Origin of the sequence: Oceanicoccus sp. KOV_DT_Chl, from assembly GCF_900120175.1 — a bacterium.
Taxonomy (GTDB): Bacteria; Pseudomonadota; Gammaproteobacteria; order Pseudomonadales; family Dasaniaceae; genus Oceanicoccus.
Genome location: NZ_FQLF01000002.1, coordinates 1,220,231 through 1,246,643 on the forward strand (window position 1 = coordinate 1,220,231; position 26,413 = coordinate 1,246,643).

General features: G+C 45.9%; 17 protein-coding genes and 1 riboswitch. All 17 genes read right to left on the minus strand.

Going from position 1 to position 26,413, the window contains the following annotated elements:
• Positions 1-52 precede the first annotated feature (52 nt).
• Positions 53-982 (minus strand): hypothetical protein, encoded by a 930-nt coding sequence (locus UNITIG_RS23075; RefSeq protein WP_159931132.1) that lies wholly within the window; start codon positions 980-982, stop codon positions 53-55.
• Between the two features lie 1,243 nt (positions 983-2,225).
• Complete coding sequence (locus UNITIG_RS09505) at positions 2,226-2,822, minus strand: hypothetical protein (protein ID WP_101758166.1); 597 nt, start codon at positions 2,820-2,822, stop codon at positions 2,226-2,228.
• Between the two features lie 203 nt (positions 2,823-3,025).
• Positions 3,026-3,484 (minus strand): hypothetical protein, encoded by a 459-nt coding sequence (locus tag UNITIG_RS09510; RefSeq protein ID WP_101758167.1) that lies wholly within the window; start codon positions 3,482-3,484, stop codon positions 3,026-3,028.
• Positions 3,474-4,061 carry a hypothetical protein gene (locus UNITIG_RS09515; protein WP_145999139.1) on the minus strand — a complete coding sequence of 196 codons (588 nt, stop codon included), beginning with the start codon at positions 4,059-4,061 and terminating at the stop codon, positions 3,474-3,476. Before UNITIG_RS09515 ends, UNITIG_RS09510 begins: the two co-directional genes overlap by 11 nt.
• A gap of 68 nt (positions 4,062-4,129) precedes the next feature.
• Complete coding sequence (locus tag UNITIG_RS09520) at positions 4,130-5,791, minus strand: putative porin (RefSeq protein WP_101758169.1); 1,662 nt, start codon at positions 5,789-5,791, stop codon at positions 4,130-4,132.
• Positions 5,792-5,863: 72 nt separating this feature from the next.
• Positions 5,864-6,088 carry a hypothetical protein gene (locus UNITIG_RS09525; RefSeq protein WP_101758170.1) on the minus strand — a complete coding sequence of 75 codons (225 nt, stop codon included), beginning with the start codon at positions 6,086-6,088 and terminating at the stop codon, positions 5,864-5,866.
• Positions 6,085-6,504, minus strand: coding sequence for a hypothetical protein (locus tag UNITIG_RS09530; protein WP_101758171.1), 420 nt, complete (start codon positions 6,502-6,504; stop codon positions 6,085-6,087). The genes UNITIG_RS09525 and UNITIG_RS09530 overlap by 4 nt, the downstream gene beginning before the upstream one ends.
• A gap of 41 nt (positions 6,505-6,545) precedes the next feature.
• Complete coding sequence (locus UNITIG_RS09535) at positions 6,546-6,947, minus strand: biopolymer transporter ExbD (RefSeq protein WP_200821249.1); 402 nt, start codon at positions 6,945-6,947, stop codon at positions 6,546-6,548.
• 15 nt (positions 6,948-6,962) lie between these two features.
• On the minus strand, positions 6,963-8,801 hold the full coding sequence (locus UNITIG_RS09540; protein ID WP_101758173.1) for a DUF2341 domain-containing protein: 1,839 nt from the start codon (positions 8,799-8,801) through the stop codon (positions 6,963-6,965).
• A gap of 60 nt (positions 8,802-8,861) precedes the next feature.
• Positions 8,862-18,017, minus strand: coding sequence for a filamentous haemagglutinin family protein (locus tag UNITIG_RS09545; RefSeq protein WP_101758174.1), 9,156 nt, complete (start codon positions 18,015-18,017; stop codon positions 8,862-8,864).
• Between the two features lie 17 nt (positions 18,018-18,034).
• Positions 18,035-19,909 (minus strand): filamentous hemagglutinin N-terminal domain-containing protein, encoded by a 1,875-nt coding sequence (locus UNITIG_RS09550; RefSeq protein WP_101758175.1) that lies wholly within the window; start codon positions 19,907-19,909, stop codon positions 18,035-18,037.
• Between the two features lie 59 nt (positions 19,910-19,968).
• The gene (locus UNITIG_RS09555; RefSeq protein ID WP_159931133.1) at positions 19,969-21,552 is read right to left on the minus strand and encodes a ShlB/FhaC/HecB family hemolysin secretion/activation protein; all 1,584 of its coding nucleotides are present in this window, start codon (positions 21,550-21,552) and stop codon (positions 19,969-19,971) included.
• 113 nt (positions 21,553-21,665) lie between these two features.
• The gene (locus UNITIG_RS09560; protein WP_101758177.1) at positions 21,666-22,895 is read right to left on the minus strand and encodes a hypothetical protein; all 1,230 of its coding nucleotides are present in this window, start codon (positions 22,893-22,895) and stop codon (positions 21,666-21,668) included.
• Positions 22,883-23,218: a hypothetical protein gene (locus UNITIG_RS09565; protein ID WP_101758178.1), complete on the minus strand. Its 336-nt coding sequence runs from the start codon at positions 23,216-23,218 to the stop codon at positions 22,883-22,885. The genes UNITIG_RS09560 and UNITIG_RS09565 overlap by 13 nt, the downstream gene beginning before the upstream one ends.
• 103 nt (positions 23,219-23,321) lie before the next feature.
• Complete coding sequence (locus tag UNITIG_RS23535; RefSeq protein ID WP_200821250.1) at positions 23,322-24,149, minus strand: VPLPA-CTERM sorting domain-containing protein; 828 nt, start codon at positions 24,147-24,149, stop codon at positions 23,322-23,324.
• A gap of 157 nt (positions 24,150-24,306) precedes the next feature.
• Positions 24,307-24,388, minus strand: a riboswitch (cyclic di-GMP riboswitch).
• A gap of 158 nt (positions 24,389-24,546) precedes the next feature.
• Positions 24,547-24,642: a hypothetical protein gene (locus UNITIG_RS25545; RefSeq protein WP_369809188.1), complete on the minus strand. Its 96-nt coding sequence runs from the start codon at positions 24,640-24,642 to the stop codon at positions 24,547-24,549.
• A gap of 195 nt (positions 24,643-24,837) precedes the next feature.
• Entirely contained in the window at positions 24,838-26,313 is a 1,476-nt protein-coding gene (locus UNITIG_RS09575; protein ID WP_200821251.1) for an FMN-binding glutamate synthase family protein, read from the minus strand.
• Positions 26,314-26,413 lie beyond the last annotated feature (100 nt).

Consider the following 26,413-nt stretch of genomic DNA (forward strand, 5'->3'; position numbering starts at 1 on the left):
ACTTAATAGTTAATTCTTAACAGAGCCATGCACATTAACATGTGCTCTATTCTTATTTGCGCAACGGTTGCACTATTTTTAATTGACCTTTACGCCAGGCAAGTAAGATAAGCAATATTAATCCAGCTCCCATCATCCCCGCCGCAGGAGGCAACGATTTTACTATCATGACAGTGATGGTGGTTTCATGGGTCGCATTGGCGGCTCCAGAACCGTCATCCACTAGCAGCTTAATAAACACATCGCCACATACCGTATCACCGGCGCTAAATGTTGCTGTGCCGTCACCATTATTATTTAAGGTTGGAGCGGTACTACTGCCCTCTTGCAGACAAGTGGAGTCACTAATTAAATAACTCCAGGTATACGTTAGCGTATCGCCGTTCTGGTCAGTGCTGGTAGCACCGGAGAGACTTACCTGGGTCAAAACATCTATGGTTAACGGGTCAGTCGAATTACCTGCTTGCGTAGCCGTAATTCTAGCGACTGGTCGAATATTGGCAGCCAAATCCGCAACTGTGAGCACCACATTATCCACCGAGCTGCTAACATTACCGTCATTCACCCGTAGCGATAGCACGTAATCACCATTCAAGTTCATGGTATTGAAAGAAGTCGTTGCGGCATCACCAGCATCATTTAAGGTAGTGGCTTCGGCACCTTCAGGGGTAGATACTATCGTCCAGAGATAAGTCAGCACTTCACCGTTGCTGCTATTGCCCGAAGCATTGGAGGTACTGGCCGAACCATCTAAAAACACAGTGGTATTGAACGTTAGATTGTCCTGATCAGCGCCGGCATTGGCCACTGGCCTGTCCTCATTGTCGCCCACACCATCACCATCACTATCCTGATATTCGCTGGCATCATTAGGAAATGCATCATCTTCATTATCGCCATAGCCATCACCATCGGTATCAGTTTGTTCACCCGGATCAACGGGAAACGCATCGTCAGTATCAGGTACACCATCACCATCCACATCCGACTCTTCAGGCTCTTCTTCCTCGCCATCAAACCCGCCACCTGACCCTGATCCACTGCCTGAGCCGGAACCACTGCCAGAACCTGAGCCCGAACCACTGCCCGAACCTGAACCTGACCCCGAACCACTGCCAGACCCGAACCATCGCCAGACCCCGAACCATCGCCAGACCCCGAACCATCGCCAGACCCAGTACCATCGCCAGACCCAGTACCTGGATCCAAATCAATATCGTTATCCGTGTCCGTGTCTGTATTGCCATTTGAATTGCCGCCACTAGAACCCGGCGCCAAATCCAACCCAATCTGCGAAATAACCGATCGCATATGCGCTACTGCCGCATCAGCGCTAACCAAAGTGGTGGTAGTTGCGCCGCTATTTAGCACAAAACTTGCTACATCATCTGCAAAGGTGTCGCTGTAAAAATTGACAAACATATCCTGCGCAGCGCTGTGGCTGGCAGCAAGAATTTGAATACCGTTATTGGGATTGGCATCACTGTCCAGCGTCAGTAATAGCTGTGCAATCCTTACCGCTACTGGATCATTTTCATCGTTGCTCTCAACCATGTCTCTAGGCATAACCAGTCCACGCGCCCGCACGGGTGGCAGCTCTATGCCACCAATCGAAAAACTGACCATTTCACCACGCACGTAATCGTAATACCCATCTGCATTAGTAAAACCTTGCTGGGATTCTGTTTGGTAGTAAATATTGGCTACCGCGCTATCGACAAACTGCCCGGACTGAATCTGACTGGAAGCGTCACTACTATCACTGTCAGTACTACAACCCGATGTTACTAACGCGGAATTACAATTGCTTTCACCCCCACCGCCCTACAGCCGGCTAACATCGACACCATTACTCCGAGCAACAGCAACGAAGGAGTGCGTAATGAGAGATATTTTTTATTATTCATCTTTTTTAGCATGGGTAACAAACCAAATAATCCTTGCCTGTAGTTATTGGTATACATTCGCGTAATCGGTGCCGGGCAAAGATGGAAAACACCGGACATACAAACATCCAAATATGCCAGAAAAATACTTGTCAGGAATTTTCTATCGCCACCCTACGCTTTATTCATTGCAACACTATAGAAATTTCGTTACGGACTGATGACAAAATTAATAAACAGTGAAACTTTTAAGAAAATTTCTATGAAAAAACAGGTCAATTATTTATATACAGGTAAACAATGCCTTGAGATCACCAAAAACACCGGTAAGTATTTGATTTACACTGGACGCTTACGTAACCACATCACTGCCGTCAGTGCCGAAGCAAACAACCAGCCCGCCGCAGGTAATGGCACTTCCATTGAGCCGGCTATATCCATCACATAGATATTACCCATAGTGTGAAAGTGTTGAATAATGTGGCTAGTGTCGGCAGTAATCAGATAATCAACCATTAAATGATTATTAGTGAAGCCTATACCCTCACTAAAATCCCAATCGGCAAAATCTGGCATAACAAAATCAAGCGGCCTGGCATCGCCAAAATAAACACTGCCTTGTTGATCAAAAACCAGTCCATTCATCATATTCTGGTAAAAATAATCACTATCGATATAAATATCACCGGTACCAAATAACTGATCGCCAAACAAACCAGGTACCGTAAGATCCAAATTAAGGTCCAGTCGCTCGATCACATTATTGGCCAATAAACCAGGCAGCACTGCCAAGCGATATAAACTAGCACTTTTATCGACATGATAGTTATTAAAACAGCCAACCCCCGAACCCAAACAAATGGATTTGGAATTAGCTGAAAAGGAAAGCATTAATAAAAACGTTAAAAAAGTTACACGCAATGGTAAGGTATACATGAGAAAATCCTCTCGGGAGTATAATTATTGAACACCCGAATGTAGAGGATTTTTGTTGCAGAAAAATAGTACTTTAATGAAAATTAAATTACATTTTTATAAAATATGATGAAATTTTAAATACATTAAAAATCTTTTTTTAATATTAAAAATACAATTTTAATTACAAAAATATGTGAAAAAGCTAAAAGAAAAATAGTCCACTAGGCATACACACTATTTTCTTCTTCCCGGAAAACACAATACTGCTTCTTCAAGTAGCTCTTAAGGGAACTCAAAATATCATCATCGGCTATGTCTTCTCCTCGCTCACGTAATTGAGTAATCAAATAACGTTCATTCATCGATGCCATACAAACCAACTCAATATCCATCATCGCCACCCGGTTATCAGCAGCAACACCTTCATTAACAATTCTGTCGAGGATATGAGAATCGAATTCAAAATACCTCAGCAAATCACTGCCCGCATCCAGCACAGCTAACAGAAAATCAATACCTTTTATATCTTGCCGCATCAGCGGCATTAATTGTGTCAGTGTCATTTTCACTGCATATCGGAACAAATCTGAATCCTTTATACCCAGTTTACCGGACACCTCCTTTATGCGTCGCAGATCAGACTCCAGTAAGCGCACTGAAATATTCTTTTTATTGACCATTAGCGTTATCCTCCATCATCAAACTGACTGGCTGAATTTGATGACCCATCAAATCAAGATTAAGGTCTTCCAGTCGGTAGCGATAATCCTGCACCATATTTTCCATTTTCACGGCCTTAAGTCCAAGAACAGGTTCTTTTTGCATCACCGCATCCCATGCCGACTTGTTATTGTAGTAGGACAACAGCTCAATATTAATGTCATACATTTTGCTGTTATTGGCATAACAAAGATTGAAGTTATCTGTTTGTCGCTCTAGGTTAGCTACTAAATTGTTAATGGTAGTTCCCGCATGCACTAATTCACTTTTGGTAGTTTGCAAAGCGTCCTTAAGTCTGGCGTGACTACCTTTCCACTCATCCAGATTACCGCGCAATTTTTTCTTCTCTCGCGCTGAATCTTGCTTTACATCGGCGAGTTCCTGCTCACTGGCTTCCAACTGTTGCTGCATGGATACTAATTGCTGCTGCAGTGACTGGTTCTCGCCATTCAGTTTTTTCAACATCATCTGGGCACGCTCCAGTGCCTGTTTGTTAACATCCTGCCCCCAGCTAGGCATGGCTAATAGTGCAGACAACAATAGCGCTCCTGATAAAACCGGTTTGAAAAAAAACAACTGTCTACTCAACATAGCCTTAGCCCTCATTAAAATCGTGCATTGATATCCATTTGTACCGTATCTACAGCAACGTTATCCTGGGTTGCAGCATCAATTTCATCCGCACTTAACAACCGCATCGTAAACCAGGTATTATCTTTAAGCGCATAATCCCAACGCAAAATATAACCTTTGGCATTGGTACCACCGAGCAGAAAATCAGAATCAGCAAAAGCATCGACCACCGCATCACCTTCCAAATGGCGGTAATCCAGAGCCACACGCCAATTACCTCTTAAATTGAGACTGGGCCAACCCACCGCGATTCCAAACTGATAACCAATATCCCGCTCGGGAACAGACAGTGAAACATTCGATGGCGGCGCAATCCGATTAAGCTCATCGGTATCAAAGGCGAGATTTTTAACCAGGTCGGCAGTTACCCACAAATGATGTGGTGCAAAACCGGCGTAGTCATATTCAATGGTGGCATTCAACAATTCATATTCCGAAGCAAGCGCAAAATATTCGCTATCGGGATCATTGTCATTTTTTATATCGTAGACCCAGTTACCAAACTGGAAGGATTCAGGTGCAGTAACATCGTATAGATCGCTGTTTAGGTCATTGCGAATACCACTAATATTATCGTAGTAATAATACGCCAGACCTACCGACAAACGACTTTGGTTGTACCAGTCAAAATGGGTACCGATTTGAGCGGCATACAGCCATTTATCATCATTGGCCTGTTTATCTTCACCAGCAAACAACGCCTGGTTAATTTCGCCCAGAGGGAAGGCGCCAATAGTAATAAAAGGGTCCCACTGTTGGTCTTCCGAACCCAAATCATTATTGCGTAGAATATTCCAACGGCCGGCCACACCATCAAAGTTAAGATCGCTATCCCACACAAGCTGCGTTGATAGAAAAGGATTTTCAAAGCGCCCGCCGACTAACATCACACTTTTTTCCATACTGGTATAGCGCAAATACGCCTGATCAAAATTGGATTCCCAGTTTTCACCATAATTACCCAGTGACTTATTAGTGGATACCGGGTTTTTGGTATTACCGGTTGCCAGACGTAATCCCGCTTCAATACCCTCGGTAACTTTGGCTTTCACTTTTAACCGAAAACGACCTCGCAGCCGGTTGCGATCTTCTGTTGTATTGATAAAGGCATCACGACCGGCACTGATCCTGCCATCAGCACCATTCGACTCAGCCAGATCGTAGTAAACCAGCGCGGGATTCTCCTCATCAAAAAATGTACCTTCGTAGCGCAAACGGGCATCACCCTGAATAGAGATCTTATTCACCCATGCCGGCAAGGCGTTGGGTATTCCCCAGCGCTCGGTTTTAGCGTGTGCAACCACATCTTCTGTCACCTGTGTACGCACACCTTGCTCAACATCACGGCGAATTTCTTCTTTTACATAGGCCGGTACATAAGGCACCCGCACCACATTGGCTGAAGAATTATTGCTGGCAGCCACTGCCTGTTCATCACTGACCGGCGGGGTAACAGCACGCTGTTGGCGCTGCTGTATTTTTTCAATTAACTCGACCGCTTTTTCCTCAGAAATCACTTTTTCTGCTACTAATAAATTCAGCAGATCAGTAGTAGTCAACTCCTGAGCTTGCAAAGCGCAATGATGGCCTGTAAAAAAAATGACTGCTGCAGCCAATGACCGGTATATTTTCATAATAAAAACCTGTTTATCTATCAATTTAATCGATGTTTTAATCTTGTTTTATTGCTCTCACCAAGCAGTCTGCTAAATCTTTGAGCTGATGCGAAATCGAAATCGATTATTTTCTTCTTCCAGCGGTTTGGATTTACCAATACCGCCCAACTGTTGAAAAAATCGATCCAGCTCTGCGGCTACTTTCTCGCCGCCCTCAATCAGGTCAATATCCACTTTGCTAAAATCTCCCGTCCCGGTCAGCCACACTGTGACAATGGCTTCATAGGCTAAAAACTTTAGCGTCTCGTCTTTCACCAACGCCTTATTAATTTCGGCCCTGACAGTGGCGGCATAACCACCCCGAGTAATCCACGGCCACCTTTTTTGGCCACCAAACCAAAATCATCACCACCAGCTGAGCCATCAGCATCCACGCCCAGATCTTCGGAAACTGATTCCTCCGGTCCTTCATCAGGTAAAGACTCTTCCATTTCCGGTTCAATAATCTCTTCTTCTAACTCGGGTTTCTCTATTTCCGGAGGTGGCGGTGGTGGCGGAGGTGGTGGCGCCAACACTGTAATTTGTTGAATCCGTTTTTTTTGTTCCGGTGGTGCCTCTGGCAACAGTGACTTCAGCAGCAGAACCACAGCAATAAAAAACACCACTGCGATAAGCAACAAGCTCATACGACCTGCTTTTGATCGCCACCACTCTTTTGTTAATTTCAACATGGCACTACTACTTGCAACATGGATTCAAATACTCTGCTGTCTTACTTAACCAATTTTTGAGTAACCAAACCAAGCTGGTTGATCTCCACTCGACCTAATACATCCAGTACATCAACAACGCTTTGATACTGCACACTTGAATCGGCTTTCACTACTACAGGTAATTCAGGATTAACGGCTTTATATTGCAGCAGTAATGATTCCAGTTGCTCCAGCGTCACCGGGTAGGCATCGAGGAAAATACTGCCATCGGGAGTGATACTCACCGCTTTGGTTTGTGGCTCTGCCAGGCTTGGCTTATCACTCGCCTGTGGCAAGTTCACTTCAATACCCTGAACCGATGCAGTGGTTAAAATAATAAATATCACCAGTAACACATAGGATAAATCCAACATCGGCGTCACATCGGCTTCGTCATAAATTTTATCGTCGTCATCAAACATGATTTGCTGCTCCGTTTATTTAGTGTTGCCATAATATTCAGCAATGCGAGTAACAAACTCTTCACCAAACACTCGCATTTCTGCCACATTGGCTTTAATCCGCGTTTGCAACCAGTTGTAAGTAAACATGGCTGGAATGGCGACCATCAAACCGACGATAGTGGTTAACAATGCTGCCGCCACACCCGGCGCAATCGCTGCAATATTGACATCACCGGTTGCAGCAATAGCAGCAAAGGTAATCATGACGCCCAACACGGTACCGAACAGCCCCAGGAACGGTCCGCCACTAATTGCTATCGTTAGTAATACCATTTGACTGTTCAGTCGCTGTAACTCGGTGACCATTTGACTATTAATGGCCGCCTTGATGGCGCTGATAGCACCATCACTCAAACCAGTACTTTGCGCGCCGACCGAGCGGCCGATACGGCTGTGTACTGACTGAATGCCACGGTGATAAACACGATAGAGGGGTGAACTTTGAAAATGATCGTGTTCACCAAATATGGCTTGAATAATAGGCGAGTCTTCCAGACTTTTATCATCCGGACTATCCTGCACATCCAGCATGCCCGGATCATTGTTCCCTAGCGCCCGGTAACCTTGCATAAAACTTAGATTATCTTTTTTGACACTGCTGAGCATCAGCACTTTGCCAACCATCACAATCCAGCTCATCAAAGCCATTGCACCCAACAACACAATCACCGTCCAGCCACTGACATCGGTGCTGGTAAAAATAACAGTGAAAAAATTACTGCTATCACCACCTGCCCCTAATTGCTCGGCGGCAGAGTAAGTTAATAAAGGCGTATTTAATTTTTGGCTGGACAACACCAGCTTCAGCCATTCATTGCTGCGAGCGATATTATCAATCCGCAACTCGTCGACATTGCCGGTAAATCCATGTTCGCCATCCAGGCTCGAACCCAGCGCCATAAAGCCGCTAAACGCCTGCAATGTCATCGCCGCGCGACTAACTTCTTCACCATCCAGCGCCAACACCATGCTGTCTGGATTCAGAGTCAAACTCAGAAACTGCCAGTTGCCGTGCTTGATCGCTGCCACTGCGGGAGTGGCTACTTGCTGGCCATCTTCCAACCGCAAACGCGCACTAATACTATTGCCATTCAGTTCGACCACTAGTTCATTACCACCATCTGCTCGATGCAACAACCAGCTCTCTACCTGATTGCCCGCTGATTTCATCCACAAACTGATTGTCATCCCTTGCTCAGCGCTTACCGCCAGTGATGGACTGTTGCTAAAAAGCATATTGGTGCCGTTAGCCAATGCAATATCACCGGCAATAACCCCGGCCGAACCGACCACACCACTATAAGAGCTGGCATGATTTTCATAGGCCGAAGCATCATGAGTCATCCCTGCAGCTTCACTAAAATGAAAAACCGCTGCGGTATTTTTATCGTAACTAGCGCCGCTGTCGGTATTATTCGCAGCAGCATTATTGCCGTAATACATCCAGAATTTTCCGGTACTTATGGCCCCTTGCACATCCGGCAATTTGACCCAGATGTAAGCCAGCTGATTAATAAAATCCACCGACTCCACATGATGCTTTAATGGCGTCTTATCATCTGCGCCAACAAAGCGAATATCGGAAAGGTCTTCATTAACTAAAAAGAAATCCTGAAAATTTCCGCTGTGCAGTTTTACCAGTACCGTCATTTGCTGATGATTGCTGGAAATACCTGCCCCTGTTGCGGTGCTGGTATCCACCCCTAACGGCAACCGATAGGGCCACGCATCATTCCACCAGGCCAGTGCATCAACGCTCCACAGCAACAGTATTGTGCTCAACAGCCGTTGCCAGGTTTTATTTAGTAACATAATTATTTCCTTTCCGAGTCATTGCTCAAACGTAATATTTACAATATTTTATTGATGCGTTTATCGATCAGTGCCGGTTTCCAATAAAGTGATATACACAAAAGCCGTTGCTTGTGCGGTGCTTGCACCTTGTTCTCCGGCATCACTTTGGGCGGCACTGGTTGCCCCCGTAGCCGAACCCGCAGCATCGACACTGGCGATACTAACGGGAACGCTTGTCGGCACACCCACTGATACGCCACCCACACTGATCCGGTCAGCGCCGACGACCTCCCCGGCGGCGATAAATAAATCACCACCGGCATCAATACCGGCTTCACCCGCATCAACGATGCCCATCGGCGTGGTTAAATACACTGCGGCATTGGTGGCAGTGCGAATACCACTACCCGAGGTCGGTGGATTATTGCTCACCCCGATCGCGCCGGTATTGGGATCGATACTGAATACCGGAGGCGGCGTAACTACTGCCGTACTGGAGCCACGACCAGCGTCAATATTGGCAAACGCCGACATCAAGCGAGCTTCACCACCGCCCAGATTAAATACTCGGGATTCATTGATATTAATATTGCCACCGGCAACGGTATTGATATCGCCACCGGCAAAAGAAAGGATACCGAGCGTATCCGAGCTTTTATCTAACGACAGTTGTGCCAACTGGGCAGCAGCCAAACCAACATCGACATCACCAAAGGGCGTGTAAATATTCAGATCACCGCCGGCCTGACTACGCAGCGCCGAAAATTCCATAGTGATATCACCGCTGCTCACAGGGCTTTCTGCGGCAATAGTAAAATCATCACCTGAATCTACTGACCAGGCAGCCACCACCTGTTCAAATGATTGCAAAGGCGTGCGATTGCGATTGCCCAATACCAATTCAAATTCGGTTTGACCGGCGTCTAATAATGCAGCCGTTTTGGTTTGCATTTCCTGCAAGGTGTAAGCAAATTTTTCACCATATAAACGCTGCAACGCAACGTAGGCACGCTCGAAATTGACCAGCTGCAATTCACTTGCCGCTGTTGCCTCGATACTGCTCTGGGCGATTTGTTCATTGACAATCGCCTCGGCAATAAAAAGTTGCTGCGGCGCATCGAGTTGCCGGGTGGCAGTCAATGCTGCTTGTAACTGCTCGGCAATTGGTAAATGATTAAACGCCGAAACGCTTGCGCCATCATTCAATGACAAGCCGGTAATCGCGGTGGGATTTTTGTCGAGCAAATACGCCAGGCCAGTAACATTGGCGACCGCATCCCAATACTGATTGAATGCTGCCGTGCGTTCATCTTGAGAAGTAAATCCTTCTTGTCCGACCTCCACTTCGGCAAATAAATATTGGCCTTTTGCCACCACATTGGCCGGATCACTGAGGATGACATCACGTAGCACCTGGGTAGCTATGCGCAACTGATCAATTTCTGCCAACTGTTGCCACGCGCTCATGGCGGCGCCGACATCCTCTGGCTTATCTCCAGTTACCTTCGTCACTACGCTAATCAAGGCGCGACTAAAAATGTCGGTGGCATCCACACTGGCCTCACTTAACCACTCACTACTACTTAGCGTGCCAATTGATAAACCCGCAATTTGGGCATCCGCATCAATACCATTACCTAATGCCGCATCGGCTGATAAAATCTGATCGACTCCGGCATAAATATGTAAATCGGCCCCTTTATCCGGCAAGGCGGTCGGATTGTTCAAATTGCCAATACTGGCAATACCGTTGGATGCACCCAACTCTATGGAATCCCCTGCCATCACCAATAAATCGCCGCCACCAGCGAGCTCAATACCGACAATATCTTTCACCAATTTGGCAGTCCCTGGCTGCAATCGGGCTGGGTAAATAATGCTACCGCCTGCCCGCACCAAAGACACATCGTTAGATGAGCCATGCTGAATTTTCATATCTAAATTCAAAATATCCGCGCCAGCATAAGCATCTACTGCCAGCGGCGAGACCAGGCTTACCGTACGTTCAGCATCGCCAACATCACCGTTCAACGCATAAATGCTCACTGGATCAACCTGAGATCGATTAATCAATTGGGCGCTGTGAAACTTCTGCTCGGTTTCCCCGCCCCCAAGAGAGTAGAATAAATTTTTAAAAAACTCTGATGGTGTTGTTGCTCGTCTGAAATCAATATAGTTATTGATCGATGGACTAATAGTGTTCGCCAGTAAATCGGGAATATAGAGAAATAAAGTTGTAGTGGTTCTATCCGCCAAAGCATTATTGTAATTGATAGTGGCGATATTATTAGCAGCGATGATTTCCAATGATGCATCACTATCAGGAAAGAGAGTTAACGAATCACCCAATAACACATCACCAGCCAAAGCAGAAAATTTGAGCTGTGAGGGCAAGACACTGTAAGTTGCCGCAGTGCTGTCAAAACTGCTACCCGCTACATCAGCGGCCATCAACGCACGCACACTGTCGGTATTAGCGGTAACCGTTAAATCGCCGCCAATACTGGTTAAAGTAATAGCACTGTTAGCATAGTCATCATAAAAATAGCCGCCTATTTGTTGATGGCTTAGGCCCTCTTTTTCGAAACTATTAAATCTGATTTTTTGCGTAGCACGCTTATCTGCGTCGCTGGCATAGCTATTAAATTCGCCATTACCACTTAAACGCGCCATCATCATACTGTTATTGGCACCATCAAAAACCAGGTCACCACCAGTAATTACCCTGGCATCAAAGTTTGAGCCGGTAATCAATAAACTGCCTAACTGATTCACTACGCCAGCAATATCCCCTGCTGCCCGCACATTAATTTCGCCGCCATCACTGGATACCGTAGTACGGCTAATATCACCTAAGCTGGTGACGGACAGGTTGCCGCCGGGATAGCGAATTAAATCAGTAGCGGCAACCAGATCAGGATACAAACCGTCGGCAGCACCAGGCGTTGAAAAGCTGGCATTAACAATATCGCCACCGCTATGAACCGAAACATTGCCACCACCAATGGAATGAATGCCGCCTTCGATTTCACGAATGCTAAAACCCCAGGCACGCATATCCAGATCGTAGCGCTCATTAAGCGGCTCAAACCCGCCGCCATCTATCTTACCGCTATTAGCCACCACCAAAGTAAATGAATTTGGTGTTTGTAAATCCCCGGCATTGTCCAGTTTGCCATCGGCTCGAATATCGACATCACCAGCATTAAAAGTAAAGCCGGAAAAAGTACCCATTAACTCTGCAGCAAAGCGATAGGCGAGTAAATCTTCAGTAACCTTGGCAGATAAACCCGTGGACGGTAGCGCAGCTTTAGTTGCATCAGTACCGTCAACCTCTTCCCAGGAACCGGAGGTATTGACCTGATAATTTGTTTTACCAATGGTATAAATCGCTGCGCCATTTGCTAATACCAAATCACCCGATGCACTCAGCGCTATATCACCTGTGCCTGTGCGAATAAAACTTTTATCGGCTAATACCAGATCACCGCCGCTGAGCACTTCAGTGCGCATTAACTGATGACCACTATTAGCACCAGCCACCAGAGACATGCTCCAGGAATCATCCACCATGGCTAAGGCTGTAGCGCCGTAGACAGGGTTCTTCACATAATCGACACCATCGGTTAAACCCGCTGCTAATTGAATATCACCCGCTGCACGCAGTGACAACCAACCGGCATCACCCTCCGCCGTTCTTAGTGCACTCAGATTGATTTGATTTTCAAGCAGTGGGTTTTCTTTGGCGACGTTATCGCTAAGGGTTAAATCCGTAGCGGACACAATATCCAGCCAGGGTTTTACGCTGACATTGTAAATACTATCGATAGCAAAAACCGTGGTAGCTGCGGCAGCAATCGCTTGCGCGCCGTAACTATCCATATCGGCTTGATCGATCGCACTATCGGCAACACTGGTATAGGCGTAAACATCGATGGCATTACTGCCAAGAGCATCTTCTGCTCCCAAGGTAATAGCAGTGTTGGTATCTGCTGCTGCTTTCACCACCACTAATTTACCGTCGGTATTAACGGTGGCAGCTTCGTTCACCATCACGCCGCTCGCCGTGGCCTGTAATCTTAAATCTACCGGCCGTTCCGCTTCCGCCGAGCTAACTGAAAGTGTTGCATTGTCAGTTAGATTAACGCCTTGTTCACCGGCTAATACCACCGCCGTCGTCGCCGCCGTAACCGCAATATCACCGGCAATATTTAATCCGGCAGCAGTCATCAACTGTAAATTTTTTGCCTGCAACTGTTGCCCGGTTGCCAGCGTTAGCGCTTGGTCGGGATCAGTAAATACCAGTGCTAGATCACCGTTATAACCGGCCTTATTTATTGCCAGTAAGGTATTCCATTGCTCTGCCTGCGCCAGAGCACTCGCTTCAATAGTTAAATCGATAGCACTGGCGGTGTTGGCCAATTGCTCAGCATTACCTCCCAGATCAAGCACACCGCGACTGCGCAGAGACAACAAACCGCCATCATCGCTATCACTGCCAAAATGAAAGCTGTTGACATCGCTAACGCGAATATCACCAGCAGCTCGCGCATTGACCATTCCCCCCGGCCCAGATTGAACACTACCGTTTGGCAAGATCAGTGCGTGCGGCGAAACATCCAGCAGACTATTAGCACCCAATGCGATATCACCGGCTACTGCAGCGATATCAATCAAACCACTCGGTGCCGCTATGGCAGTATCAATCGCCACAGTGTTTGCTTGAAAGTAAAAACTGGCACCGGCTGCATTCGTCGTCGCCGTCGGGTTAGCTGTATCCAGAGCAGCCAGCGTTAAATCGCCACCGACTATTAGTTCTAATTCCGCGCTATCTTCAGCGTTGACTATACGGGTATTGATCGCCAGATCATCACGACTATTAAAGTTCAACTCACCAGCCACCGACAATAATTCATTGGCTTGCAAGGTAACTTCGCTGGCATCCACCGAGAAATATTGACGACTCGACTCACCACCAAGCATGCGAATCACCGGGGCAAAAATATTCAACGTGCCGTTAGTCACACCTGTCGCCGCTTCTTCACCAACACCCTGCAAGGTAACCGTATTCGCTGAGCGAATGGTCACGGAACGATTATCCGCAACCTTCAAACTACCGGTTGCAATGAACAAGTCAGTTAAGTCGGCACTGAGATCTGAAATAAACTGCACACCCTTCTGTGCATAAATTTCCACCGCCGCAGCCATTTCCAACAAGCTGCCATTAACACTACCGCCCTCACCAATACTCAAATTATCACTCAGTAGCTGTAAGTTACCACCACTGATATCCAGACCGCGCAGCTGATCTTTACCGTTATAACTGATACTTAAAGTACCGGCGGCTTTAATGCGGCTGTTTTCATCAATCAGTAAATCACCACTGGGCGAACTACTATCTGCGTTTAATAAACCACTGCCTGCAGCGGTCGACGTTAACAATGTCACACCACTATCACTGGTCCAGCTGTTACCAGAAAAATTGGCGGCTGCGGTGTTATCGAGCTGGGAATTATGAATGCTAAGCTGGTCTTTAGCGGTGAGTAATAACTCCTGTGAATTAAGTGCTACGTCATTAACAGCTATGGCATCCACTGTAGCGCTGTAGGACCAGGATCCGTCTTGCCATACTCTTTCTGCACCGACCAAAATGGAATCCGCACCGCTGCGACTAAAAATAGCTGGATCAATCAACACGCTATTGGCCACCGCATCACGACCAATGACGACATTACCGATGGAAACGATATCCAGACTGACGCCAATATCTGAATCCGTATCGCTCCGTAACTGTCCGGAAAAGTCCAGACTATTACCTACATCGATTAATAAGCGGCCGTTATCGGCAGGCAGAGTCCCCGGTTGGCTATCTATAAAATAATTATTGGCCGCTGTTATTTGATAATTTGCTCGTTGCAGCACCTGCTGCCCAGGTTGCAAACTAAATGCCTGCCAACCGCCAATACTGCTTTCCCCCACATCAACAAAACGTCCACTGATAAGTTCAGCGCCGTATAAAGTTGATGAGCGATAGCCTGGAGCGATAAGCGCAATATCCTGGCTCGATGGTTCTACCAATATTGCACCGGGCACCAGTGCATAATTTGCCGGCAGTACTGTATACACTCCGTCAGCAAGTTGACCGGAGCCAACCACTTCAAACTGCTGGCCAAAAGGAATTTCACTACCACTGAACTCCAGCAAGTCATAGGCTGCGGCAGCGCCTTGCTGGCCAGGTAATAAAACAAAAGCATTGCTAACGCTTTGCTGTGACAACACATCGGTAGAGCCACCCAGTCCGGCAACAAACTCGCGACCATACACTGAACCACCGCCGGATAAGTTTTGCACACTGCCTTGTTGCGCAACAATATCCTGTGCTTCCAACGTTATTTTTTTCTCTTTTAGTTGATCAATGATTAGTGGTGAACTGCCGCCAACGGGATACACCCACACTACATCCTCGCCAATAATTCTGCCGAAGGGTGTATCGGTTTCCAACGCCACTGAAAGTTCGCTGTGCGATTGCAGCAATAAGGTGTCATTGGCAGAAAAGGTTAACTGCCCCTGCGGCGCTGAGATTGTAGTGTCCACAGAAATAGTATTGGCGGTAAACGCCAATGCGGAACCAGCCGAAAGCAGCGTGCTGTCATTGGTGAAATAACGATTATTTTCAACATCAAAATAGCGGTTGATATTCAGTACGCCATTGTCACCCAATACATCAATTTGGTACTCAGCTGCGCTTGTGCTCCATAGCAAAGGGGTTCGAAATGTTAACTGGCCAAAACTGGTTAGTTTCGCCTGATCAATTTTTTCACTATAGCCAATAGCGTCAAAATCTTGTGTTCGTAACGGTAAAATTCTTACCGCTGATGACGCAGCAATGCGGCTTGATGCAGCGCCACTGATGGTGAGATTGCCTTGCAAATCTACCGTTTCAGACACTACATTAAAACTGCCGGCTCCGGCACCAATCTGGCTTTGATTAACGGGTAAATCCCCGCTGGCGGTTAGCGGCTGATATTGAGCGACAACGTCCGTATTATTTTCACCCAATGCCACCCGCGCTGCATTGACTGAAAGATGACCATTAGTAAGATCCAGCCAGGGAGTATCCAGAGTAATCGTACCGCTGGCGTTTAGATTTAAATCGCCCAATACGGCAACACGATTTAATTTAACAGTAGCGCCACCATCATTGGCCGGCGTTGTGTTATTTATATTGACCGTCAATGCGTTGATATTATTGCCGCTGTCACCTTTAAATAATGCTGAATTGAACCAGCCCACACCAATCACTGCTTCGCTGAGTAAATTACCCACAGAAAAATTATCAATGATAGAGAGCACATCATCATCAATATCACTCCCCACTAAAAAATTAACTGCCGGCGCATCTGAATTTTGTTCACGGGAAAACCCATTCGCTGCCTGATCCGGGTTCAGACTAAGCGCAATGTTTCCTCCCTTATATTTTCCGCTGCCAAAATTTACCGTACCGGCGAGCAATAAGCCTTTTTCTGCTTCAATGGCCAGACTGCCGGCACCGAGAGACTGCGCCGTATTTCTTATCTGCCCGGTTAACAAATTATGTTCAGCAACGGTGCCGGACAGATCGATGTTTGAACCGGCAAGAGTCACCACCGAACCATAGTTTGCATTTAAATTGACAACCCCGGCATCGTAGTACGCAATATCTGCCAAGGTGGATACGATAGGCGCAGTTACCGAGTTAGCCGCTAAATTAATGCGCGCATTATTACCCACAACCAAATAATTACTTTGCCGGGAACTGGCACTACTGGTTTTAAAATAATGTAAAGTGGCATCTAATAAGCCGCCAGTAATATCAACGCTACCATTTATCCATAAGCTGTTGTTGGCATTGAAAATCACTTCAGAGCCTGCTGGTCCTACAATCCGGGTATAGGGCGCCATCACCAAATTGCCGTTACCAGCTTGTATTTGTTCTTCCAACGAAATTTTTGCATTTAATGATAAGCTGCCAGGCGCTTGCAGATAGGCAGGTAAATTCACCGCATCAAATACTCGCTCGTGATCAGCACCTGTTAGCAATGCCTCTGCCCCTGCCGATAACTGCAACTGTTTATGGGCAAGATCAATTTGCGCATTTTGAGTTATCGATGCATCGCCACCCAGAGCGGTAAAGCTGAATGAACCGACTTCGGTATTATTAAAAAAACGATCGCTGACCACCAGATTTTCAGTAATGAATGGCTGATTTTGTGCCCGCGCATCGTTACCGGTAATAGTGACATTGCTGGCGGTTATTGCCAGCTCACCACCATTTGCTGCATCCAGCGCCTGATAGGAACCCGCTAATGCCATGCTGCCTTGTTCAGCAATCGCAATATTTATTTTGCCGGCATCACCGATGGTGGTCTTGCCGTTAGTGTTACGCCAGGCGCCGGCATTAGCCTGCAATACAACCTCATCACTTATTTCCAGATGACTACCAATACCACTTTGCAAGGCAATAACACCGCCATCAACGGCGGCAACAGTCGGCGCAATAGCTCCCACATTGCCTTCACTGGGCAAGTCATTAGTCCAGCTTCCATTAACATTGATATTACCGCTTAGCACCAGACTGCCAACGGTATCGAATTCACCCTGTGCTAACACCACCTCGCCACCAGCAATAGCGATATCGCCGGCCAACTCGATATTGGCACCGCGCAAAGCTAAACGGGTCTGGTCTGCCAAGCTTAGTTTTACATTTTCCTCAATTCTGATATCACCATTGCTGCGCAAACTAATTTCGGCGGCACCGGATTGTTGTAATTGCTCCACCAATAGCGTTAAAGGTTGGGTGACTAAGTTGTCGGCTACATCAGCTGCTGCTCGCTCGGCTAGAATAGTAATAGCCGAAACCGCCTGCCCCATATCAAGGTCAATACTGCCACCTTTTACCCGCAACACTTCAGTATTTTGATAAGGCCCTGCAACCGCATTCGCTAACAACTGCGCTGAGGGGTCAACAGTAATACTGGCGGAGCGAATAGCAATATCACCGGCATCGACACCTTCAATATACGCTTCGCGACTATAACTGCGAACAGCTCCCGGCCCTGGCCGAAAACTTTCACTATCGCCCCATTTATTATGGATAGCAGTGTTATCAGTGACAGCAGAACCATGACCAAATGACTGTAACTTTGGATCACTGGCATCGGCATCAGAAATATCCACCAGTCCATTACTGGCCATCAACAAACTGCTTCTGATCACACCCTGCTGGTGCTGAATAATTCCCCCGAAACATCAATGACTGCATCTGCAGCCAACTTCACGCCACCGGTCGCTAAAATATCAACACTGCCACCCGCGGCATTGCGTTCACTCGCCGTTTTTTCTATGCCTTTAAGGAAAGGATCAATATCAAATAATTCTGTGCCTTTCAGTGCATCGACATACAGGGTTGCCCGCAATAATTCGCCGCCTTTTAATTCGGGCGAATCTTTAAGTTCGTCAGACGTGACAAACACTTCTATGCTATCGCGCTCAGCAGCCACCACGGTATCAGTGGTGCCTGATACATCAATCACAGCCCCTTGTTCCATAATAAATTGGGAACTACCATCAAAATTGGTGGCATCATCGGCAAATACCAACGCGGCATTATCTCGTGCCTCAATCGTTACTTGTGCTGACGGCGCAACAATTGACGCACCAGATTCCATAACGATCTGGTCGCCTTGTATAACAATTTGGGATTGTTGTTGCGCTAAACTGCCATTAGCCGTTTGCACATTATCACCATCAACAGACAGACCATTGTTGGCAATATCTATACGAGTGCTACTGCCCGGTTTAAAAAATATCTGACCGGTATCCCTGCCAACAGGAACTTTTTCTGGTAACGTTTCCGCATTCAAAAATAATCGATTGGCCACCTGACTACTGCTATTCGTGACCTGAGCACCATCTCTGGCCAATAAGCGAATACTGCCGTTGATATCCACAGCGGTGCTACTTTGCATAGCACCGGCCTGTACTATATCTTTTGCAACTAAAGTAATATTGCCCAGATTAGCCTGCAAGGTACCGGCATTAATAACCCCCCCTTTTTCTGGCGCAGAGACTGTCACTTGATGGCCATTGGAGCCGGTAACCATGACCTCACCGGTACCACGTGTCACTGTAAATTGTTCAATTTTTTCCGGTTCACCCGCTAGCGCCACATCGACAGCAACCACAGCTGTGTCACCGGAATTGACTTCAACAATATATCCGCGCATTTTTTTATCGCCCGGATTGGTTAGTGCCAGATATAAATCCTTTTTTGTCCCCGCCAATACAATCTGGCCACCATCTGCAGCAATACTGCCTTCATTGACAACTTCAGGTGCCGCCAACAATACCGTACCGCCATGCTGCGTTTTAATGCTGGCACCGGCGGCTAATGCCACCTGAGGTATCTCATTGCTACCCTCAATATAATCTTGCGCACGGATTAAAAAAGCCGAAGTACCGGTGCCATTATCAATACCGCTATCAATAGCATCAAACAAATTACCGGTTTGAAAATTCTCCACATCTGCAGCCGTGAGGTTTTTATCCAACTCTAAACCGTTATAGTCCATAGCGGCCGCAATCAATGCACTGCTATTCACCTGTGCGCCGTTACCAAACAAAATACCATTTTTATTAAGCAACCAGAGCGCACCATTGGCTTCCAGCTTGCCGAGTATGACGCTTGGAGATTGCTGATCAATACGATTTACGGCCAGCGCACTATTAGCTGGCTGCACAAATTGAACGCTATTCTCCGCACCAATATTAAAACTGTCCCAATCCAGTAATACCCGCACAGAACCTTGATTAATGACCAGCGTATTGCCATTTTCCGTTTTCTCAAGATAAGCATCACCTGACACCACCCCATCTGCTTTCAGTTGCGGCAACTCGTTTTTAATAAAATTATCCAGCGCACTATTATTAACGGTACTGATATAACTACCACTGGCCTTGGCCCAACGGTCAACCGGGCTGGGTAATGATTGCGCTATCAGCGGCAACGACACAGCCAACTGGCTGCACAAACCAGTTACGACAACGCGACGGATAATTAATGACATATCTCTTATGTTATTTTTCATTGCTCACTCAAACCATCAACCATTTATCGCTAAAGACATTATTCATTAAAAAGTATTGGCTAAAAAATCAACCTTATACTGGCCCGGGTCATTGCATTATTTTTTTCAACATCACCTTCCGCTTTAATCGCCACGCCACTATCTACCTTTATTTTTAATGCATTAAACAGCTGCGTACGCAGTGATAAACCATAACTGCTGATAATGAATTCATCATCCTGATCCGGTAGTGGTGACTTCAATCTGGCATAGGCCGAATCATAAAAAACGCCGACACGGGTGGCTTCAAACCATGTGCTTTCCTGCAATAAATCGGGTGTTTTCAGCTCAAGATTAAATACCGCGCCGTAGTCACCCTGAATTTGAGATTCATAATATCCTCTAACAGTATTTATCCCACCGGCACCAAATTGTTCATTACTCACTAGAGCTGAATCGGCTAATTGTGCGCGTATTTGGTGACTGACTTCCCAGCCATCGGTAAACAAATAGCTACGCTGCCAGTCGAATTTCCACAATAAAAAATTAGAGAGTGCCTGCGAGCGTTTCTCACCAAACTCTTCTTCACTATTAACTACGCCACGAATACCCAGCACAAAATTTAATGACAAAATATCTTTAATAAAATCATCGCGGGTAAACATGTCGTATCCGCCAGACCACGACAAATAATCAATCGGAGTTTCCAGCGTTGAACCAGTGCCGGTATCGATGGTTTCGATAAAATCCTTATAATCAATGGCGATTGAAAAACTGTGTAGTGCCGTCGGTTGCAAAACAAATGGATGACTGTAGCGCAGGGTGAAAATTGAGCCATCACCAAGTACGTTAATGCCATCGAGCGATGCCACCTCAGAATCAGAATCAATGGCAATAAACGACAGTTTTGCACCCAATTCATTCATTGGCAGTGAGTAACTCGCGGCGATCACCTGTACTTCATCGCGATTCTGCGGGCTAATTTGCATCTGCAAAGACATATCGTGATGCTGCTGCCATAAATTTCGATAACTGATGTCCGCAGCCAATCGTTCAGAGGTCGTTCCCGCAGAATGATAATTGGTGAGTTCGATGCCGCCATGAACAGGCAACGAATCCTCTACACTTAGATCAACATCAATCGTGTTTGCTACAGGCCCTGGCTTTATCACCGGCACTACCACCAAATCTGCATTGGCCATATTGACCTGTTGCTGGTCTTGTTGCAGTGAGGGTAAATGCAACACATTGCCTTCAGCCACCGAGGGCATTTTTCCCCGAATTTCTTTTATAGAAAAATATTGGGCACCATCCACAGTGACACGCCGCACTCTGGCTTCAACCACCTTTAACTTAATCACGCCATTGACCACATCCTGTTCCGGCACTTCCACAAATACCGTGGGATACCCTTTATTACGGTACACACTTTGCAAAGCGCGGGCAGCGTTATCCACATCATCTACTTTACGGGTATAACCTAAAAACGGCGCCACGGCGCGCTCGACAACTGATTTTTCCAATAAGGTATTGCCCTCAACACTAAACTCTAAAATATCTAAAAATGTTAATGCTTGTGCAGTGCTCACTACAAACAAGAAAAATACAGCCAAGCACCATGGCCGTACTACATTAAAAAATTTTGCTATCGCTTTTACTTTCACAGGATCTCGCACAACGGTGTAATTATTTTTAGGGGCAATTGGGCTATTTAAAAATTACAGAGGAGATAATAAAAAAAGGGGCAGCTTACAGAGCCGCCCCTTAGGCTTAACTATTACTTGATAGAAACATCCACTTTATCAACCAGTTCTTGAGACTTACAAGAACTTGGACCCACTAGACCTTTGTTGAAAGGCATTACCGGGTTGTTTGCATCGAAAGGAATAGTCGGTACCAAACCACCTGCTGCAAAGGCTAATGAACCCGAGTTAGCAGGTGAAGCGCCATCATAAAACTGTGGGAAAGCAACAGAAGTTTTCAGACTAGCGTTAAAATCTTTAACAGAATCAATACTGCGAGCTTTGTTTACAAACGCTTCAGCAAAAGCCAGCTTCTGACCCGTTACAACCGTACTTTCCCATTGAATTGATGCAGCAGCCCAGTTTTTATATAAACCAGCAGCAACGTTTTCTAATGTTGGCAGTACGCCATCAATAGCTAGATACTTAAACTGGTTACGGTCAGTTCTGGTTTCAGCTACTTTTTCTACCGACTGCACACCGAGTGACCAGTAACCTTTTGAAGCCAGACCGGTTACACACTTACCCATGTCGGAAGAGCCTTTGGCCCAATGTACCCAAGGTGCTGCAACTGGCTCAATGCCACCATCATCCAAACAGGCTTTTTCATCTTCAGAGAAAGGTAAATCAGCCGCCGTTAAAGTTTGTCCTTCATCGCCACACTCCAACTCTTCATCGGCAATTTCATCCAAATCATAGGGTGCGTCGTAAACATTTTGTATACCATCAGTATCAGCAGCAGTGAGGAAACCTACAAAGTTTTTGTTACCAGCACCACGGTAGGAACAAGCATTTTTCATATAGAAAGCGTTAAACTGTGCTTGAGTACCTGAACCAGGGGTCCGTAAACAAACGCTTACTTCGTCATTCCCTTGGCCAGCAGCTGTAGCAATTCCCACACCCGTATTACCTACCAGCGTGTCCCAACTGGAAATTTTACCCGCGAACAAGTTAGCAATAATATCTGAAGATAAAGTTGGCATATTGGCAACATCATCAGAGCCAATAGTCAGTCCCTGAGCTTGCTGCAGAGCGTTACGCAACCCTATTGATGCCACTACACCAAAGGTCTGGGCATTAACGGTATTAACTGTCAATTGCGTGCCATCAAAACTTCTTGAACCGTTAGCCGCAATTTTAAACAGCTCAGGTTCAACATCGGAAACACCAATTTGAGCCTGCAGATTCACATTGGCATTAGTACAATCGTAAGTACCACCATTAACTGTACCTACAACACAGGTAGACAGATCTAAAAATGGCACGCTGGTTTTATTGGCAACGGGGCAACGCCGGCAGAGGAACCACTGGAGTTTTTCATGAACAATACATCCAGATCAGTAGCAATACCGGCAACACTGCCACCAGGTACGGTACAACCAAAACCGCGAGCCACATCAGATGGTTGATAAAATGAATCCAGAGTAGCTGGATCACACAACTCTTCTACATAAGCCTGAAACTGGTTATCAACCGCAGTCGCACCAGACACGCGTACCTCCAGATCATATGAAGCAGTAGGTGCCAAGGCGAATACCTGGCTAGTTGCAATCGCTGCCACAGCAGCTGTTAACAATTTAATTTTCATTTCTTTATCCTCAACATGTATTTAAAAACGGAACTTGTGTTTTTTAAGCGTAACTTTCCCGCTCACAGCAAAGTGAGATAAGCAATGAAGCGGGAAATTAAAATTAAGAGTGAGTTTTGCGCTTGCGTCCGATACCAGCCAGGCCTAATAACGCAGAACCGAACAACCAAGCCGCAGCAGGAACAGGAACGGCCGCTACAGGTGCGTTATAGGTCAATTCATTACCAGCCAGAGTCCATGAACCAAAATTGACAACATGCCAAAGATCATCACCAAATCCGGTGCCATCACCAACCATATCGTACCTATCATCAAACAACTGCAGCCCATAAAAATCCATAGTGCCATCGTTCACACCAGCCGCCGTGTCAAAATTGAAAGTGTTGGCCATTGCGTACATACCTTCACCCCAGGAAGCTTCACCAAAAAAATCAATACCTGTTAACTGATACACATCAGTAATAGAATTATCTGAAGCATTAAGTTTGGTTTGCAACGATTGATATGCATTGTCAATATTAGTATTTATCTGACCCTCATCTGTAGCAGTAATTTCCCGGTTGGCAGTCAACAATAATCCAGCATTATTACGCCACTGATTAGCGGGAAACAGATCACGATCAAATTCATTGGTTGTTTTATCAGTGTTAGCTCCGTTGATTGTCCACTTAATATCACCAGCTCCTAGCGCATCCAGCGCCGTCTGGTTAATAGAAAGAGTCTGTCCATCACTGATAACACCTGTGCCGTACAGCAGATCAGAAACATACAGGTTCAAGTCCTGCACAAAGGAGGTTTGATTATCATTGTTCCACATGGTGATAAACAGCTCACCAGCTTCGTTATTAGAAGTACTGCCCAACTGCAAAGCAGCATTTGCACCACTACTAGCCGCTGCAATAGCCATTGATAAAGCAAATAATTTCTTCATTTTTTTCTCCAAGAGTCCTAGTTAATAGTTCAGCAGGTAACTCCCACTTTCTCGAGGGGGAACACCTAATTTCGATTTATTTACCGATTATAAAAATCATAAATCGGATACTGTGGGGCTTGAAAATATCTAAACAACAAGCTCTCCAGCCCCTTACTATCGCAACCCGGCTGTCTTTTTTATTATGAAGACCCTAGGCTTTCCGAACCTGCCTCGCGACAGGGTTGGCTATCTCAGCGAACCGAAGCTATGTCCCTATAGCCTCAATTGCACCTATTTTTTAACAAGCTTTTATTGATTTTTTGTGCTGATTTTATGAATCCTTTATGAATCACGGACAAGCAGCACAAACACCAATCCTTGGCGACGTGGAGAGACTAAATTGAGGAAGTTACAATTATGTGTACAAGTTATTAAATCCAAGAAGTTTCACAGTAATTTCACTGAACTGAAATATATGTAATACAGGTGCCATACAAATGTAATTTTTAATTCGGGAAAAATTTCGAACTGAAAATCATAATTTCCAGCGAAAGATCAGAAGAGGATATATGTAGGAATAAAAAATATTGTCTAATTAACGTATACACTACAGAGATTAAATAAATTTTATAGCCTCTGGTTATTTATGAATCCACTCGGCGACAAATGAATCCTGTTCACCTTTATTAATATAACGAAGGTCTTACTAAGAATTATACTCATCTTTCACCGCTGGCTCTGGATGTATGTCAAGCAACGGAATTGTGTGACCGCTGTATTCGATAATACGCACATGGCTACGTTTCAGGTTTCTCGGCTCAGATACCCCGCAGGAATGTGCAATCATACCCACGTCATAAACAATTTTTTGCGCGTAACGCTCAACCCGCAATGCTTTATCTGCCGGTACTAACCCGCGCTGCAAATCAGCATCGTGGGTGGTGATACCCGTAGGACAAGTATTTTTATTGCATTGCAATGCCTGAATACAGCCTAGCGCAAACATAAAGCCACGCGCTGTGGTTACAAAATCTGCTCCCACAGCTAACGCCAACGCCACTTTACCTGGTGTAATGAGTTTTCCGGCAGCAATAACGCGAATACGATCGCGCAACCCAAAACTCAGCAATGCATTCACCACCAATGGCAAACTTTCACTCAATGGCATACCCACGTAATCCATTAACGCCTGCGGTGCGGCTCCGGTGCCACCATCAGCACTGTCCAAAGTTATAAAGTCTGGCGCACTGGCAATACCGCGACGATGAATCTCGGTAAACAAATCCTGAAAAAACTCAATGCCTCCTACCACCATTTTGAAACCTACCGGTTTACCCGTTACCTTACGCACTCTCTCGATCATATCCAAAAGATCGGCAACGGAACGAATATCTTCGTGGCCATTGGGGCTTATTGAATCATGGCCAACAGCAATACCTCGAATAAGTGCAACTTCCTCTGTCACTTTAGCACCGGGCAAGATACCGCCTTTGCCCGGCTTCGCCCCCTGGCTCATTTTTATTTCGAACATACGTACTTGTTCGTGACTGGCTATTGCTTTTAATTTTTCGTCACTGAGATTACCGTCCGCATCGCGCACCCCGTATTTGGCTGTGCCAATTTGATAGACGATATCGCAACCACCTTCAAGGTGGTATGACGATAAACCCCCTTCACCAGTATTGAGCCAAATCCCTGCCGCTTTTGCGCCCTTTGATAGGGCTATAACTGCTGGTTGCGATATCGCACCAAAACTCATTGCCGAAACATTAATAATGGAATGCGTACTATAGGGCTGCTCGCAGTAGCCTTCACCAATAGTAATAGAACGCGGCTTGGCCACATCTTTTGATAAGGCGGGAAAAGGACTATTCAAAAATATCGCCTCACCTTTTTGATTCAAGGGGCGAGTAGAACCAAAAGCTATGGTGGTGTCTACGTTCTTTGCCGCACGATAAACCCAGGATCGCTCTGCTCGATTAAAAGGCAGCTCTTCGCGATCCATCGCAAAAAAATACTGGCGAAAAAATTCGCCCATATGCTCAAAGAAATAGCGAAAACGCCCAACTACCGGATAATTTCGACGGATAGTTTGGGTGGTTTGGGTAACGTCAATAAAGTAGATAACAGCAATAGCAAGCAAGCTAAGAACAAAGATCAGAAAAAAAATCAACGCCCCCACTCAATGACTGACTGGGCAAACTGATGTACATCACTCATAGTTCTGTCCTGAAATTAATTATTAGGTTGCCAGACTTTGTTACTGCCGGCACGTATAAATA